Source organism: Streptomyces sp. NPDC086080 (assembly GCF_044540255.1).
Taxonomy (GTDB): Bacteria; Actinomycetota; Actinomycetes; order Streptomycetales; family Streptomycetaceae; genus Streptomyces.
On record NZ_JBITRU010000007.1, the window covers coordinates 92,180 to 108,214 of the forward strand.

Genomic DNA, 16,035 nt, shown 5'->3' on the forward strand with positions numbered 1-16,035 from the left:
CCCCTTCGATCACCGGGAACGCGGGGTGCTCGCGGACGCGGCCGAGGACGACCGGGGAGGAGGCGGACCGGACTCACAGTGTCCGCAGCAGCACCGCCGGTTGCTCCACACAGTCCGCCACGTACCGCAGGAAGCCTCCCGCCGTACCGCCGTCGCAGACCCGGTGGTCGAAGGTGAACGAGAGCTGCACGACCTGCCGCACCGCCAGCTCGCCCTCGTGCACCCACGGCTTGGGGACGATGCGGCCGACGCCGAGCATGGCGGCCTCGGGGTGGTTGATGATCGGTGTGGAGCCGTCGACCCCGAAGACCCCGTAGTTGTTCAGCGTGAAGGTGCCGCCGGTGAGTTCCGCGGGCGTCAGCGTCCCGGCCCGGGCCGCCTCGGTCAGCCGGGCGAACTCCGCCGTGAGCGACTCCGCGTCCCGCGTGTGCGCGTCCCGGACGACGGGGACGACGAGCCCTCGGTCGGTCTGTGCGGCGAAGCCGAGGTGCACGCCCTCGTACCGGACGATCTCCCTGGCCCCGGTGTCCACCGAGGAGTTCAGCTCGGGGAAACGGGCGAGCGCGGCCGTACAGATCCGGGCCAGCAGCGCGAGGACCGAGATCTTCGGCCCGCCGGCCGCGTTCATCGCCGCGCGGGCCCGCATCAGTTCGGTGGCGTCGGCGTCCACCCAGCAGGTCGCGTCCGGTATCTCGGCGCGGCTGCGGGAGAGCTTGTCGGCGACGGCACCGCGGATGCCCTTGAGAGGGACGCGAGTGACGGCCGGGGTGCCCGCGTGGGCGGCCGGTTCCGGCGCGCCCGCCGGGTCGGGCCGCGTTTCCGGTGCGCCGACGGTCGCGTCCGTACGGCCCGGGGCCGCGGCGGCACGCAGCGCGTACTCCACGTCCGCCCGCAGGATCAGCCCGTCGGGCCCGGAGCCGGTCATCTCCCGCAGATCCAGTCCGTTCTGCCGGGCCAGCCTGCGCACCAGGGGGGAGATCACCGGGACGGGGCCCTCCGCGGCCCCGGAGACACGGGCGTGGGCGCCGGCGGGCTCCGCGGCCCTGGACTCACCGTTCACCGCGCGGGCGGCGGGCGCGGGGGGCGCCGTCTCCCCGGGACGCACCCGGCGGCGCCGGGCCGGAGCCTCGGAGGTGCCATAGCCGACCAGAACGTTGCCGGAGCCCTCACTGGCCGTCCCCCGGCCGGGTGCCGCCCCGGAGGCCGCGGCGTCCGCGGTGTCCGTGCCACCACCCGCGCGGCCCTCGGCCGCCTCCCCCACCGCCACCGTCAGCAGCGGAGCGCCTACGGGCAGTTCCGTGCCCTCCGCGCCGAACCGGGCCGTGACCACACCGCCGTAGGGGCAGGGCACCTCCACCATCGCCTTGGCCGTCTCGACCTCGACGACCGGCTGGTCCACGGCGACGACATCGCCGACCTCCACCAGCCAGCGCACGATCTCCGCCTCGGTGAGTCCCTCACCGAGGTCGGGCAGCTTGAACTCCAGCACCTGTGCCATCAGCTCTCGGCCTCCCACTGCAGGCGCCCCACGGCGTCCAGGATCCGGTCCACACCGGGCAGGTGGTGGCGCTCCAGCATCGGCGGCGGATACGGCAGGTCGAACCCGGCCACACGCAGCACCGGCGCCTCCAGATGGTGGAAGCAGCGCTCCATGACCCGGGCCGCGATCTCCCCGCCCGGGCCGCCGAAGCCACCCGACTCGTGGACGACGACCGCGCGTCCCGTCCGCCGTACCGAGGCGCACACCGTCTCGTCGTCGAACGGCACCAGGGAGCGCAGATCGACGACCTCGAGGTCCCAGCCCTCGGCCCGGGCCGCCTCGGCCGCCTCCATGCAGACGGGTACGGACGGCCCGTAGGTGATGAGCGTGGCGCTCCGGCCGGAGCGCCGCACCACCGCACGGCCTATCGGTTCAACGTCCGTCGGCTCCTCGGGGTTCCAGGAGTCCTTCGACCAGTAGAGCCGCTTGGGCTCCAGGAAGACGACCGGGTCGTCGGAGGCGATGGCGGCCCGCAGCAGGCCGTAGGCGTCCGCGACGGTCGCGGGCATGACGACATGGAGTCCCGGGGTCGCCATGTAGTACGCCTCGGAGGAGTCGCTGTGGTGCTCGACACCGCCGATGCCACCGCCGTAGGGGACGCGGATGGTGATCGGCAGGGGCATCTTCCCCCGCGTGCGGTTGCGCATCTTGGCCACGTGCGAGACGAGCTGCTCGAACGCCGGGTAGGCGAACGCGTCGAACTGCATCTCCACGACCGGGCGCAGCCCGTACATGGCCATGCCGACGGCCGTACCCAGGATGCCCGCCTCGGCCAGCGGCGTGTCCGTGCAGCGGTCCTCGCCGAACTCCCTGGCGAGTCCGTCGGTGACCCGGAAGACACCTCCGAGGGTGCCGACGTCCTCGCCCATGACGTGCACGGACGGGTCGGCGGCCATGGCGTCGCGCATCGCGCGCGTGAGGGCCTGCGCCATGGTGGCCGGCTTGACGGCGACGGTGGTCATCCCCGCGCCCCTTCCGGGCCGGCCTCGGCCGCCAGCTCGGCGCGCAGCTGCTCCCGCTGCTCCACCAGCTGGGGGGTGGGCTCGGCGTAGACATGCGCGAAGAGGTCCATGGGGTCGAGCGCGGGGTCCTGGTTCATCCGGGCCCGCAGATCGGCGGCCAGGGTCTCGGCGTCCTGTCGGGCGGTCTCGGCGCCGGCCTCGTCGAGCAGCCCACGACCGGTCAGCTCCCGCTCCAGCAGCGCGATCGGGTCGTGCCGCTTCCACGTCTCCACCTCGGCGTCACCGCGGTAGCGGGTCGCGTCGTCGGCGTTGGTGTGGGCCTCCACGCGGTAGGTGATCGCCTCGACCAGCGTCGGGCCGCCGCCCGCGCGGGCGCGGCGCACGGCGTCGGTCAGGACCTCGTGCACGGCGGCGGCGTCGTTGCCGTCGACCAGGCGGCCGGGCATGCCGTAGCCGACGGCCTTGTGGGCCAGCGACGGGGCCGCGGTCTGCTTGGCGAGCGGTACGGAGATCGCGAAGCCGTTGTTCTGCACGAGGAAGACCACCGGGGCCTGCCAGACGGCGGCGAAGTTCAGCGCCTCGTGGAAGTCGCCCTCGCTGGTGCCGCCGTCGCCGACCATGGCGAGCGCGACCACGTCGTCACCCTTGAGACGGGCGGCGTGCGCCAGACCGACGGCGTGCGGCAGCTGGGTGGCGAGCGGGGTGCTCAGCGGCGCCACACGGTGCGCGTGGGGGTCGTAGCCGGTGTGCCAGTCGCCGCGCAGCAGGGTGAGGGCCTCCACCGGGTCCACCCCGCGGTTGACGACGGCGAGGGTGTCGCGGTAGCTCGGGAAGAGCCAGTCCCGCTCCTCGAGCACGAGGGCGGCGGCGACCTCACAGGCCTCCTGGCCGGTGCTGGAGGGGTATACCGCGAGACGGCCCTGCTTGGTGAGGGCGGTCGCCTGCGCGTTGAAGCGGCGGCCCTTCACCAGCTCCGCGTACAGCCGGCGCAGCAGCTCCGGGTCGGCCGCGGCGGCCGCCTCGGTGCCGAGGACGCGGTACGGCTCGGTGTCCGGCAGCAGCGGCGCGGGATCCGTACGGGGCTGCCAGGCGGGCGGCGGGGTCGGCCGGTAGGCCCCCCGCTGCTCCATGACCGTCATGACGGCACCTCCTCGTGGGATGTCGGAGGCGTGGCATCTGTGACACGCCTCACCAACCGATTGTTCGGTCGCCGGCGCAATTTGGCTACAGGTGGCATCAGGCTGTGGACAAACGGTTCTCCACAACGTGAGATGGACGCAGTGCGTCCATGGCGGAGAGGTGGGGGCGGGTGGCGTCTGAACAAATGGCCGAGGGTCAGGAGGGGACCGGTCCGCTGACGCCGGCGCGGCCCCTGGACACCATCGACCAGGACATCCTGCGCATGCTCCAGGCGGACGGCCGCGCGTCCATACGTTCGGTCGCCGAACGGGTGCATGTCTCGCGGGCGAACGCGTACGCGCGGATCAACCGGCTGGTCGAGGACGGCGTCATCCGCGGCTTCGGGGCCCGCGTCAACCACGAACGGGCCGGGCACGGGACGTCCGCGTACATCACCCTGAAGATCGTCCAGAACTCCTGGCGCACGGTCCGCGAGCAGCTCAGAGAACTCCCCGGCGCCTCGCACATCGCGCTGGTGGGCGGTGATTTCGACGTCCTGCTGCTGGTGCACACGCCGGACAACCGGGCACTGCGCGAGGTGGTGCTGACCCGGCTCCAGGCGATCCCCGAGGTGCTGAGCACGCGCACGCTGCTGGTGTTCGAGGAGGAGGACCTGGAACCACAGGGGTGAGCACACGCGCCGAAGGGCCACCCCGGGGACGGGTTCAGCGCGTCTTGCGCAGTCCTCCGAAGGCCAGCTGCGTCACCGCGTCGGCCACCTCGCGCTCGTCCATGCCGCGCACGTCCGGCCGGTACCACTCCGCGATCGAGTTGATCATCCCGAAGACCAGCCGGGTCGCCAGGCGCACCTCTATGTCCTCGCGCACGTCCCCGTCGGCCGCCGCCGCCTTCAGCAGTGCGGCCACCCGGTGGTCGAACTCGCGCCGCCGCTCCAGCGCCCACCGCTCGGTGTCCGTGTTGCCGCGCACCCGGAGCAGCAGCGTCACGTACGGCAGTTCGGCGATCAGCACCTCGACCGTGCGCCGGACGACGTACTCCAGACGCTCGGCGGCGCGTCCCACGCGCGCGTGCTCCTCCTCGAGGATCCCGAACAGGCCGTCCAGCGCCCGGCTCACCGCGCGGCGCAGCAGTTCCTCCTTGCCGGCCACGTGGTGGTAGATCGACGACTTGGAGATGCCGGCCGCCCTGGAGAGGTGCTCCATGGAGGTGCCGTCGTAGCCGCGTTCGTTGAAGACCCGCACGGCCACGGACAGCAGCGTCTCCGGGGTGTACGTGTCACGCCTGGCGGTGGTCATGGGGTGTCCTCCCGCTCGCGGGCGGCGCAGGCGTACCGGTACAGGGCGAGGGACGGCGCGTAGCGTCCTGACGGGTCGATCTCGTGCATCTCGTCCAGCAGCTCGCCGGCCCAGCCCCGGCCGAGGCGGCGGCTCCACTCGAAGGGGCCCAGCGGGTAGTTCACGCCCAGCCGCATCGCGGTGTCGATGTCCTCCTCGGTGGCGACGCCCTTGGCGACGGCCTCCACCGCGAGGTCGATGATCCGGGCCACCGTCCGCGCCACGATCATCCCGGGAACGTCCCCGATGACGCTGACCTTCTTGCCGAGCGCCTGGAACAGACCGGTGGCCTCGGCGACGGTCCGGGCGGAAGTGTCCTGGCAGTGGGACAGGGCGATGCGCGAGGCGGTGCGGTAGTCGAGGGCGAGGTCGAAGTAGACCACGTCAAGGAACTCCACGGAGGCCTGGCCGTCGGCGAGCACCAACTGTCCGCCGCCGGGCAGCACCAGACGGGTGCCCTTGTCCTCGTCCCGCTCGCGCACCTCGATGCCGGCCCGGCGGATGAGCTCGAGCAGCTCCGAGGCGGGCCCCAGATCACCCTCGGCGATCACGTGGGCGGGCGGGTCGGCGGGTTCGGCGGTGTGCGGTTCGGGGCGCTCGGCGCCGTCGGCGTAGTCGTACCAGCCGCGGCCGGTCTTGCGGCCGAGCCGGCCGGACTCGACCAGCCGGCGCTGGGCCAGGGACGGGGTGAAACGCACGTCCTGGAAGAAGGACTGCCACACCGAGTGGGTGACGGACTCGTTGACGTCCTGGCCGATGAGATCGGTCAGCTCGAAGGCGCCCATCCGGAAACCCCCGCACTCGCGCAGGACCGCGTCGATGGTGGCGGGGTCGGCGCCCTGGGACTCGTACACCGCGAAGGCCTCGGCGTAGAAGGGCCGGGCGAGGCGGTTGACGATGAAGCCGGGGGTGTCGGCGCAGGCCACGGGCGTCTTGCCCCAGGCCCGGGCCGTCTCGTAGGCGCGCGTGGTACTGGTGACGTCGGTGGCGAATCCGGAGACGACCTCGACGAGCGGCAGCAGCGGCGCGGGGTTGAAGAAGTGCAGGCCCACGAAGCGTCCGGGCACGCGCAGGGCGCCGCCGATGGCCGTGACCGACAGGGAGGAGGTGTTGGTGGCGAGCAGACAGTCGTCGGAGACGATGTCCTCCACCGCCCGCAGCAGCTCCTGCTTGACATCGAGCCGCTCCAGGACGGCTTCGACGACCAGGGAGCAGCCGGCCAGAGCGGTGAGCTCGTCGACGGGCTGGAGACGGGCACGCGCGGCGTCCCGCTCGGCGGCGCCCATGCGCTCCTTCTCCACCAGCCGGTCGAGGCGGGCGCCGATCGCGTCGGCCGCCTGCCGGGCCTGCCCCGGGGCGGCGTCGTACAGCCGCACGGGATGGCCCGCGACCAGAGCGACCTGGGCGATTCCCTGGCCCATGGTGCCGGTGCCGACCACGGCCACGGGACTGCTGAGGTCGAGTGCTGTCATGTGCGCGATCCTCCCGCACGGGGTTTTCCACGGATGCGGCGGACCCCTTGTCCCGACCGATCGTTCGGTTACCCTAACTCTGACCGCCCGTTCCTGACTACGTTTCCGCACCGGTCCATGAGCTCGACGAAGAGTTCCTGAGACGAGGAGTTGGTCCCGCATGGCCGCCGAACTCACGGCGCACGAGCTGATCGCCCGCCACCGTCCCACCCTGGACCAGGCACTGGAAGCGATCCGCACGCGCGCGTACTGGTCCCCGCACCCCGAGCACCCCAAGGCGTACGGGGAGAACGGCAGCCTGGACATGGCGGCGGGCAAGGCCGCGTTCGACGCCCTGCTCGGCACCCGTCTCGACCTCGGCCAGCCGGGCACGGACGGCTGGGTGGACGGCGAGACCTCCCCGTACGGCCTCGACCTGGGCGTGAGCTACCCGCACGCGGACCTCGACGAACTGCTGCCGGCCATGAAGGCCGGGATGCGCGCCTGGCGCGACGCGGGCGCGGAGACCCGCGCGGTGGTCTGTCTGGAGATCCTCAAGCGGATCAGCGACCGGACCATGGAGTTCGCCCAGGCGGTCATGCACACCTCCGGCCAGGCGTTCATGATGGCGTTCCAGGCGGGCGGCCCGCACGCGCAGGACCGCGGCATGGAGGCGGTGGCGTACGCGTACGTGGAGCAGGTCCGCACGCCCGACACGGCGGAGTGGACCAAGCCGCAGGGCAAGCGCGACCCGCTCGCGCTCACCAAGCAGTTCACCCCGGTCCCCCGGGGCGTCGCCCTCGTCATCGGCTGCAACACCTTCCCGACGTGGAACGGTTACCCGGGCCTGTTCGCCTCCCTCGCCACGGGCAACGCGGTGCTGGTCAAGCCGCACCCCCGCGCGGTGCTGCCGCTCGCGCTCACCGTCCAGGTGGCCCGTGAGGTGCTCACCGAGTCCGGTTTCGACGCGAACCTGGTGGCGCTGGCCGCCGAGCGGCCCGGCGAGGGCATCGCCAAGACCCTCGCCACCCGCCCGGAGATCCGGATCATCGACTACACCGGCTCCACCGAGTTCGGCGACTGGCTGGAGAGCAACGCGCGCCAGGCGCAGGTGTACACGGAGAAGGCCGGCGTCAACACGGTGATCGTGGAGTCGACCGACGACTACAAGGGGATGCTCGCCAACCTGGCGTTCTCCCTCTCGCTCTACAGCGGCCAGATGTGCACCACCCCGCAGAACCTGCTGATCCCGCGCGACGGCATCACCACCGACCAGGGACCCAAGACCTTCGACGAGGTGACCGCGGACCTCGCCAAGGCGGTCGACGGCCTGCTCGGCGACGACACCCGGGCGAACGCGCTGCTGGGCGCCATCGTCAACCCGGACGTCAAGGCCCGCCTGGAGGCCGCCGCCGGGCTCGGCGAGGTCGCCCTCGCCTCCCGCGAGATCACCCATCCGGAGTTCCCGGGCGCGGTGGTCCGTACGCCGGTGATCGTGAAGCTGGACGGTTCGAAGCCCGACGCGGAGGCCGCTTACATGAGCGAGTGCTTCGGCCCGGTCTCCTTCGCCGTCGCCGTCGACTCGGCCGACGGCGCGGCGGAGCTGCTGCGGCGCACGATCCGCGAGAAGGGCGCGATGACGGTCGGCGCCTACACGACCTCCCCGGAGGTGGAGGCGACGGTGCGTGAGGTCTGCCTGGAGGAGGCCGCCCAGCTCTCCCTCAACCTCACCGGCGGGGTGTACGTCAACCAGACGGCCGCCTTCTCCGACTTCCACGGCTCCGGCGGCAACGCGGCGGCCAACGCGGCCCTGTGCGACGGCGCCTTCGTGGCCAACCGCTTCCGGGTGGTCGAGGTCCGCAAGGAGGCGTAGACACCGCCGAGCGCTGTCGCCACCCTCCCGTCGTCGCCCGGAGGGTGGCCTCGCGGTGTCCGGTACGCGCTCACGGCGTGCCCGGGCTTTCGCCCGGTGCGGCGAAAGTGCGTGCCGGCCGGCGCGGGGCAGACGGCGAGTGACGACAGTCCCTAGGCGGGTGCGCCCCCGGTGGCACTCCAGTGGTACAGGGTCATGGCCACACTGGTCGCGAGGTTGTAGCTGGAGACCTGGGGGCGCATGGGCAGCGCCACCAGATGGTCGGCCCGCGCGCGCAGCTCGGGCGACAGGCCACTGCGCTCGGAGCCGAAGGCGAGCAGCGCGTCGTCGGGCAGCCGCAGTGAGCGGATGTCCTCGCCCTCGGGGTCGAGCGCGAAGACCGGCCCCGGCGGCAGCTCCCCGACGGCCGTCCGCTCCACGGCGGTGGCGAAGTGCAGCCCGGCCCCGCCGCGCACGACGGTGGGATGCCAGGGATCGAGGGTGCCGGTGGTGACGACCCCGGTGGCCCCGAAACCGGCGGCCAGCCTGATCACCGCGCCCGCGTTGCCGAGGTTGCGTGGGTTGTCCAGGACCACCACGGGCGCGGAGCGCGGCGTGTGCGCCAGCTTCTCCAGGTTGCCCGCGCGGGAGGGGCGTACGGCCAGGGCGGCCACGGCGGTGGGGTGCGGGCGCGGCACGAGCGAGGCGTAGGTCTCGTGGGGCACCTCGGTCAGCAGCGCCGCCAGCGCCTCCCGTACGTCCCCGGCCAGTTCGTCGGCGAGCGCCAGCGCGGCGTCCCGGTCCGCGGCGAGCGCGATCCGCACCTCGGCCCCGAAGCGCACGGCGTGCTTGAGCGCGTGGAACCCGTCGAGCAGGACGGCGTCGTCCGCCTGACGGCGCCAGGTGGACACCGGGTCCGCCCGGTCGTCGGGGCGTCCCGTGGTGCGGTCGGGGTCGGTCATGGCGTGCAGCCTACGTGCGCGGGCCGGGTGCTCCGCCGGCTGCCGGGGCCGCCTCCACCGGGGCGGGGATCGCGCCGGCGGGGCTGTCCGCCGATCGCGGTGCCGGGACCGGTGCCCCGTCCCCGCGCGGGCGCGGCTTCCCCCGCGCGCGTGCCGCCAGGTCACCCAGACGGCGCAGGAAGGACGTCGGCAGGAAGACCGCGTCGGCCGCGATCATCGCGAGGGAGAAGAAGGGAAGCCCGAGCACGACGGCGATCACCGCGTGTTCGAGGATCATAAAACTGAGCAGGGCGTTCTTGACCCGGCGGTTGAACAGCGTGAACGGGAAGGCGACCTGCACCGCGACCGTGGCATAGGTGACCAGCATCACCAGGGTGCCGCTGGCCGTCAGCAGCTCCGCGAGGAACGGCCAGGGGGAGAAGTACTCCAGGTGGAGCGGGTAGTGGACGGCGGTGCCGTCCTGCCAGCGGGAGCCCTGGACCTTGTACCAGCCGGCCGTGGCGTAGATCAGACACGCCTCCGCCATGATCACCAGCAGCGCGCCGTTGTGCACGGTGTTCGCGACGACGTCCAGCAGGATCCGCGGCTGCGCGGTCCTCGCGCGGCGCCCGGCCAGCCACCACAGCGCCTGCGCGAGCCATACGGTCCACAGCAGCGCCGGTATGAACGGGTCGCCGTCCATCCGGCCCGCCAGGGTGGCCAGGAGCAGCAGGAGGCCCAGCACGCACCACAGCGCCGGGCCGACCCGGTCGCGTGGCCGCTCCCCGCGCGCGCGTGCCCCGGCCGCGCGGCGGGCACGCCGTGCGTCCAGTGACCAGACCAGGCCGCAGCGGGTGAACACCAGGTAGATCGACATCAGGTGCAGGACGTTGTCGCCGCCGTCCCCCATGAACACACTGCGGTTCTGCAGCGCCAGCACACCCACCATGAACAGCACCGACAGGGTGCGGGTGCGCCAGCCCAGCAGCAGCAGGAGGCTCCACAGCACGGCCAGCGCGTAGACCGCCTCGAACCAGATCCGGCTGTCGGACCAGAGCAGCACGGTGAAGGCGTCGTTCGTCGCGACCAGCTGCTCGGCGAGGCCGAAGTCCCAGGGCCCGTCCGGCCCGTACAGCTCATGGCGGTGGGGGAACTCGCGTAGCAGGAACAGCAGCCAGGTCAGACTGAAGCCGATACGGATCACGGCGGTCTGGTACGGGCCGAGCGCGGAGCCGGTGACGTGGGCGATCCCCCGGGAGAGGGCCGGCGAGAGGCGGTTCACCCGATCCCTCCCCGGGTCTCGTCCTCGGGCAGCGACCACCAGGGCAGGGTGCGGTACACGGGCGAGGCGGAGACCTTCTCCTCGCTCCAGTCGGGCGGCGGCACGTTCGTGGTGCGCGAGCGGACCTGGACGCGGCCGACCGTGCCGTCCCGGCCGGCCGCGTCCGCGCGGTCGAGACGCAGCACCATGATCCGGCGCAGATACGCCTCGGACAGCGCCCCGCGCAGACCCACCGGCCGATTGTCGTCGTCGTGCGTGGAGACGAAGAAGTCCCAGGCCCGCCGCAGTTCGTTCTGCTGGGTGTGGCTGGGCACCGGGTTGCCGTCGATGGCCCGGCCGTCCTGCGCGGACAGGTCGTACCAGCCGGTGGTCCGTGACGCCCCGTCCGCCGTAAGGATCTCGGCGCGCACCTGGACGGCGATGTTCTGCTGCAGGGGGTTCGGCGCGAACAGCTTCCAGTTCTGCTCGAACTCCGGGTAGATCCAGCTCTCGACCGACTCGCGGTGCTGCTTGCTCACCGTGTTCGGGGGCGCCACGTGCAGGAACGTCATGCCGAGGTGCACACAGACCCCGACGGCGACACCCGCGAGCGCCAGGGCGGCGCCAATCCGGTAGCGCGGGGAGAGGGCGGCCATACCGGCATGGGGTGCGACGGACGGACCGGTCACGGCGGCGGATTCGACGCCGGGGCCGGCGGCGGGACCAGGGCCGAAACCGGCGGCGGGACCAGGGCCGGGACCGGCGGGGTCGGGGCCGCGACCGGTACCAGGACCGAGGGCCGGGCCGAGGCGCAGGCGAGATTCCGGCGTCTCGCCCCCGGCACCGGCGGCGCCGACCGCCGCCGCCGCGGTCTCAGGACCGGCATCGGGGCACGGGCCGGACTCGGCACCCGGACCGGGACCGGGACCGGGAGCGGGACCGGGAGCGGGACTGGGACCGACGGGGGAATCGGCACCGGAACCGGGACCGGGGTCGGCACCCGGACCGGGGCCGGGGCTGGCACCCGGACCGGGACCGGCGTCGGTACCCGGGCCGGGGGAGTGCGGCGAGAGTGGGTCGGCCGTCGGCCGGCCGTGGCCGGGTGGAGGGGTACCGGGCGCGAGCGGACCGGCCGCGGACGCGGGCACCGCGGGCACCGCGGGGCGCGGATCCGGCCCGTCGCCCCGCCCGGCCGGTTCTCGCCGGGCGTCCGAGCCCTTGTCGTGCGCGTTCATTCCGCCCCGATCCACCGATACCGTCCGTCGCCGCTTCCACCCCGGCCGCGGGCCCGCACGCCCCGAACGCCCGCGCACCCACCCCGCCGTGTCGCATGGAACGGTACTCAGCACCAGGCGCCCGGGCACAGTCCCCCTGGGCCCCGCTCCCTGGCCGTTCACCACGGATGCCGCCCGGGTGCCGTCGTCCACGGGCGGCACCCGCAGGTTATCCACAGCGGTTGACACCTCGCGGTGCCCGTCTCACCATGGAATCCCGCACGAACCGAACGATCGGTCGGGAGCGTGCTCCGAAAGCATCCAGGTCGAGGGGGACCTCATGGCGACAGCAGCCGCCCGCGATACGGCGGACAGCGGGGCGCACGACGTGCTGACCGGCACGGACGACACCGCCGGCCACCAGCGCGCCTTCGACGCGGCCGTCGCCGCCGACGAGCGGATCGAGCCGCGCGACTGGATGCCGGACGCCTACCGGGCCACGCTGGTCCGGCAGATCGCCCAGCACGCGCACTCCGAGATCATCGGCATGCAGCCGGAGGCCAACTGGATCACGCGCGCGCCCTCGCTGCGCCGCAAGGCGATCCTGATGGCCAAGGTGCAGGACGAGGCCGGGCACGGCCTGTATCTCTACAGCGCCGCCGAGACGCTCGGCGTGAGCCGCGAAGAGCTGCTCGACAAGCTGCACTCCGGCCGCCAGAAGTACTCCTCGATCTTCAACTACCCGACGCTGACCTGGGCGGACGTCGGTGCGATCGGCTGGCTCGTGGACGGCGCGGCGATCACCAACCAGGTCCCCCTGTGCCGCTGCTCCTACGGACCGTACGCACGCGCGATGGTCCGTGTCTGCAAGGAGGAGTCCTTCCACCAGCGCCAGGGCTACGAGCTGCTGCTGGCCCTCAGCAAGGGCACCCCGCAGCAGCACGCGATGGCCCAGGACGCGGTGGACCGCTGGTGGTGGCCGTCGCTGATGATGTTCGGCCCGCCCGACGACGAGTCCCAGCACTCCGCGCAGTCGATGGCCTGGAAGATCAAGCGGCACTCCAACGACGAACTGCGCCAGCGCTTCGTCGACATCTGCGTCCCCCAGGCCGAGTCCCTCGGCCTCACCCTCCCCGACCCGGACCTGCAGTGGAACGAGGAGCGCGGACACCACGACTTCGGCGCGATCGACTGGACGGAGTTCTGGGACGTCCTCAAGGGCAACGGCCCGTGCAACGAGGAGCGGCTGACCCGGCGCAGGCGGGCCCACGAGGAGGGCGCCTGGGTCAGGGAGGCGGCAGCGGCCCACGCGGCCAAGCACAGGAACGGCGAGACAGGAGCTACGCGAGCATGACCCACACCGACTGGCCCCTGTGGGAGGTCTTCGTGCGCTCGCGCCGGGGACTGTCCCACACCCACGCCGGCAGCCTGCACGCACCGGACGCGGAGTTCGCCCTGCGCAACGCCCGCGATCTGTACACCCGGCGCGGCGAGGGCGTCTCCCTCTGGGTCGTGCCGTCGTCCGCGATCACCGCGTCCTCCCCGGACGAGAAGGACCCGTTCTTCGAACCGGCCGCCGACAAGCCCTACCGGCACCCGACGTTCTACGAGATCCCCGAGGGGGTGCAGCACCTGTGACGACGACACCCGCCGAGGACACCGCCGCCCGCACGGCCGCCGCGCTCGCCCTCGGCGACGACGCGCTCGTGCTCTCCCACCGCCTCGGCGAGTGGGCCGGTCACGCCCCCGTGCTGGAGGAGGAGCTTGCCCTCGCCAACATCGCGCTGGACCTGCTGGGCCAGGCCCGGGTGCTGCTGTCGATGGCCGGGGACGAGGACGAGTTGGCGTTCCTCCGCGAGGAGCGCGCCTTCCGCAACCTCCAGCTGGTGGAACAGCCCAATGGCGACTTCGCCCACACCATCGCCCGCCAGCTGTTCTTCTCCGCCTACCAGTACCTCCTGTACGGGGAACTGGCTTCGGGCGACGGCCCGTTCGCGCCCCTGGCCGGCAAGGCCGTCAAGGAGACCGCCTACCACCGCGACCACGCCGAGCAGTGGACGCTGCGCCTCGGCGACGGCACGGACGAGAGCCATGCCCGGATGCAGCGGGCCGTGAACGCGCTGTGGCGCCACACCGGCGAGATGTTCCAGCCGGTCGAGGGCGTCGACGTCGACTGGACGGCCCTGGAGGCGGCCTGGCTGGAGTGGACCGGCCAGGTGCTGCGCCGGGCCACGCTCACCGTCCCCGACGGCCCGCGCACCGGAGCGTGGGCGGCCGGAGCGGGCCGCCAGGGCCTGCACACCGAGCCCTTCGGCAGGATGCTCGCCGAGATGCAGCATCTGCACCGCAGCCACCCGGGGGCGGCATGGTGACCGCCACCCCGCTGGAGGCGGAACTCCTGGAGCTCGCCGGTTCGGTGCCCGACCCCGAACTCCCGGTGCTGACCCTGCGCGAGCTGGGCGTCGTGCGCGCGGTGCACGCGCGCGGTGAGGACACCGTCGAGGTCGAGCTGACCCCGACCTACACCGGCTGTCCGGCCGTCGAGGCCATGAGCCTCGACATAGAGCGGGTGCTGCGCGACCACGGGGTGCGCGAGGTCACGGTGCGCACCGTACTCTCCCCCGCGTGGTCGACCGACGACATCACGGACGAGGGGCGCCGCAAACTGCGGGAGTTCGGCATCGCCCCGCCCCGTGCGGGGGCGGCCTCCGCGGGGCCGGTCCGGGTGGAACTCGGAGCGACCCGCACCCGCTCCGCACCGCACGCGGACGACCTCGCCCCGGTCCGCTGCCCGCACTGCGGGTCCGCCGAGACCGAACTGCTCAGCCGATTCTCGTCCACCACGTGCAAGGCGCTGCGCCGCTGCCTGGCCTGCCGTGAACCGTTCGACCACTTCAAGGAGTTGTGATGGCCCGCTTCCACCGGCTCCGGGTGGCCGCGGTCGACCGGCTCACCGACGATTCCGTCGCCCTCACCCTCGCCGTCCCCGCGCATCTGCGCGAGGAGTACCGGTACGCCCCCGGCCAGCATCTGACCCTGCGGCGCACCGCCGACGGCGAGGAGATACGGCGCACCTACTCCATCTGCTCCCCCGCACCCGACGGCGAGGCCCCGAGCACCCTCCGGGTCGGGGTGCGGCTGGTCGACGGCGGGGCCTTCTCCACGTACGCGCTCAAGGAGATCAACCTCGGCGACGAGCTGGAGGTGATGACCCCGGCCGGCCGTTTCACGCTCCCTCCCGCGCCCGGCCGGTACGCGGCGGTCGTCGGCGGCAGCGGAATCACCCCGGTGCTGTCGATCGTCTCGACCCTCCTCGCCCGGGAGCCGAAGGCCAGGTTCCACCTGATCCGCAGCGACCGGACGGCCGCCTCGACGATGTTCCTGGAGGAGGTCGCCGACCTGAAGGACCGCTACCCGGAGCGGCTCCAGCTGGTGACGGTGCTGTCCCGCGAGGAGCAGCAGGCGGGGCTGCCGTCGGGGCGGCTGGACCAGGAGCGGCTGACCGGGCTGCTGCCGGCGCTGCTGCCCGTGGAACAGGTGGACGGCTGGTTCCTGTGCGGGCCGTACGGACTGGTCGAGGGCGCCGAGCGGGCGCTGCGCGGTCTGGGGGTCGCCCGCTCCCGCATCCACCAGGAGATCTTCCACGTGGACGGGGGCACGCCGGCCACCTCCACGGCGCCCGCCCCCGCGCGCGGCACGGTGACCGCCCTGCTCGACGGGCGCGGCGGCACCTGGCCCGTCCGGGCCGGCGAGTCCCTGCTGGACACGGTGCTGCGCAACCGGCCCGACGCGCCCTACGCCTGTAAGGGCGGGGTGTGCGGGACCTGCCGCGCCTTCCTGGTCACGGGCGAGGTGCGGATGGACCGCAACTTCGCGCTGGAGTCGGAGGAGACGGAGGCGGGCTATGTGCTGGCCTGCCAGTCGCATCCGGTGACGGAGAGGGTGGAGCTGGACTTCGACCGGTAGGAGCCCGCGCGCCTGGCTCGCCAGTGCCGCGGCACTAGAGGACGTGCCCCGGCCCGCCGTCGTCGGTGACGACCGGACGGCCCGCGGACTCCCACACCTGCATGCCACCGTGCACATTCACGGCGTCGAGACCCTGCTGGGCCAGGTACATGGTGACCTGGGCCGACCGTCCGCCGGAGCGGCAGATCACATGGACCCGGCCGTCCTGAGGGGCGGCCTCGGTCAGCTCACCGTAGCGGGCCACGAACTCGCTGAGGGGGATGTGCAGCGCCCCCGCGGCATGACCGGCCTTCCACTCGTCGTCCTCCCGGACGTCCACCAGGAAGTCGCCGTCCTTGAGGTCCGTGACCCGGACCGTGGGCACACCAGCTCCA

The 16,035-nt window shown here is 72.9% G+C and carries 16 protein-coding genes; 7 read left to right on the plus strand and 9 right to left on the minus strand.

Annotated features, from left to right (window positions below):
- Positions 1-73: 73 nt before the first annotated feature.
- From ACIF9R_RS11260 to pdhA, 3 genes are read right to left on the minus strand one after another with little or no spacing between them, the layout of a single operon-like run.
- Positions 74-1,498, minus strand: a complete 1,425-nt coding sequence (locus ACIF9R_RS11260; protein WP_399977498.1) for a dihydrolipoamide acetyltransferase family protein — start codon at positions 1,496-1,498, stop codon at positions 74-76.
- Positions 1,498-2,502: an alpha-ketoacid dehydrogenase subunit beta gene (locus tag ACIF9R_RS11265; protein ID WP_399977501.1), complete on the minus strand. Its 1,005-nt coding sequence runs from the start codon at positions 2,500-2,502 to the stop codon at positions 1,498-1,500. The genes ACIF9R_RS11260 and ACIF9R_RS11265 overlap by 1 nt, the downstream gene beginning before the upstream one ends.
- Positions 2,499-3,641, minus strand: coding sequence for a pyruvate dehydrogenase (acetyl-transferring) E1 component subunit alpha (gene pdhA, locus ACIF9R_RS11270; protein ID WP_399977503.1), 1,143 nt, complete (start codon positions 3,639-3,641; stop codon positions 2,499-2,501). The genes ACIF9R_RS11265 and pdhA overlap by 4 nt, the downstream gene beginning before the upstream one ends.
- Before the next feature lie 149 nt (positions 3,642-3,790).
- Between pdhA and ACIF9R_RS11275 the strand changes: the two genes are divergently transcribed.
- Positions 3,791-4,312, plus strand: coding sequence for an Lrp/AsnC family transcriptional regulator (locus ACIF9R_RS11275; RefSeq protein WP_399977505.1), 522 nt, complete (start codon positions 3,791-3,793; stop codon positions 4,310-4,312).
- Between the two features lie 34 nt (positions 4,313-4,346).
- Here ACIF9R_RS11275 and ACIF9R_RS11280 read toward each other — a convergent pair whose 3' ends face one another.
- Positions 4,347-4,937 (minus strand): TetR/AcrR family transcriptional regulator, encoded by a 591-nt coding sequence (locus tag ACIF9R_RS11280; protein WP_399977507.1) that lies wholly within the window; start codon positions 4,935-4,937, stop codon positions 4,347-4,349.
- Positions 4,934-6,448 carry a 3-hydroxyacyl-CoA dehydrogenase gene (locus ACIF9R_RS11285; RefSeq protein WP_399977510.1) on the minus strand — a complete coding sequence of 505 codons (1,515 nt, stop codon included), beginning with the start codon at positions 6,446-6,448 and terminating at the stop codon, positions 4,934-4,936. Before ACIF9R_RS11285 ends, ACIF9R_RS11280 begins: the two co-directional genes overlap by 4 nt.
- 160 nt (positions 6,449-6,608) lie before the next feature.
- On the opposite strand from ACIF9R_RS11285, the gene paaN reads away from it, so the two are divergent.
- A complete protein-coding gene (paaN, locus tag ACIF9R_RS11290) occupies positions 6,609-8,300 on the plus strand; it encodes a phenylacetic acid degradation protein PaaN (protein ID WP_399977512.1) in 1,692 nt (563 codons plus the stop codon).
- 152 nt (positions 8,301-8,452) lie between these two features.
- Here the strand turns inward: paaN and ACIF9R_RS11295 are convergent, their stop codons facing one another.
- The 3 genes from ACIF9R_RS11295 to ACIF9R_RS11305 are packed head-to-tail and all read right to left on the minus strand — an operon-like array spanning position 8,453 to position 11,296.
- Entirely contained in the window at positions 8,453-9,241 is a 789-nt protein-coding gene (locus ACIF9R_RS11295) for a TrmH family RNA methyltransferase (protein WP_399977514.1), read from the minus strand.
- A 10-nt stretch (positions 9,242-9,251) separates the two neighbouring features.
- A complete protein-coding gene (locus ACIF9R_RS11300; protein WP_399977517.1) occupies positions 9,252-10,502 on the minus strand; it encodes an HTTM domain-containing protein in 1,251 nt (416 codons plus the stop codon).
- Positions 10,499-11,296, minus strand: coding sequence for a DUF5819 family protein (locus tag ACIF9R_RS11305; RefSeq protein ID WP_399977905.1), 798 nt, complete (start codon positions 11,294-11,296; stop codon positions 10,499-10,501). The genes ACIF9R_RS11300 and ACIF9R_RS11305 overlap by 4 nt, the downstream gene beginning before the upstream one ends.
- Before the next feature lie 739 nt (positions 11,297-12,035).
- Between ACIF9R_RS11305 and paaA the strand changes: the two genes are divergently transcribed.
- Genes paaA through paaE form a run of 5 tightly spaced genes read left to right on the plus strand, consistent with a single transcriptional unit; the run spans position 12,036 to position 15,661 of the window.
- On the plus strand, positions 12,036-13,049 hold the full coding sequence (gene paaA / locus ACIF9R_RS11310; protein WP_399977520.1) for a 1,2-phenylacetyl-CoA epoxidase subunit PaaA: 1,014 nt from the start codon (positions 12,036-12,038) through the stop codon (positions 13,047-13,049).
- A complete protein-coding gene (gene paaB, locus ACIF9R_RS11315; RefSeq protein WP_399977522.1) occupies positions 13,046-13,333 on the plus strand; it encodes a 1,2-phenylacetyl-CoA epoxidase subunit PaaB in 288 nt (95 codons plus the stop codon). The genes paaA and paaB overlap by 4 nt, the downstream gene beginning before the upstream one ends.
- A complete protein-coding gene (paaC, locus tag ACIF9R_RS11320) occupies positions 13,330-14,067 on the plus strand; it encodes a 1,2-phenylacetyl-CoA epoxidase subunit PaaC (protein ID WP_399977525.1) in 738 nt (245 codons plus the stop codon). The genes paaB and paaC overlap by 4 nt, the downstream gene beginning before the upstream one ends.
- Positions 14,061-14,603, plus strand: coding sequence for a 1,2-phenylacetyl-CoA epoxidase subunit PaaD (paaD, locus tag ACIF9R_RS11325; RefSeq protein ID WP_399977528.1), 543 nt, complete (start codon positions 14,061-14,063; stop codon positions 14,601-14,603). Before paaC ends, paaD begins: the two co-directional genes overlap by 7 nt.
- Positions 14,603-15,661, plus strand: coding sequence for a 1,2-phenylacetyl-CoA epoxidase subunit PaaE (gene paaE / locus ACIF9R_RS11330; RefSeq protein ID WP_399977531.1), 1,059 nt, complete (start codon positions 14,603-14,605; stop codon positions 15,659-15,661). The genes paaD and paaE overlap by 1 nt, the downstream gene beginning before the upstream one ends.
- A 34-nt stretch (positions 15,662-15,695) precedes the next feature.
- Here paaE and ACIF9R_RS11335 read toward each other — a convergent pair whose 3' ends face one another.
- Entirely contained in the window at positions 15,696-16,025 is a 330-nt protein-coding gene (locus ACIF9R_RS11335) for a rhodanese-like domain-containing protein (protein WP_399977907.1), read from the minus strand.
- Positions 16,026-16,035: the final 10 nt, after the last annotated feature.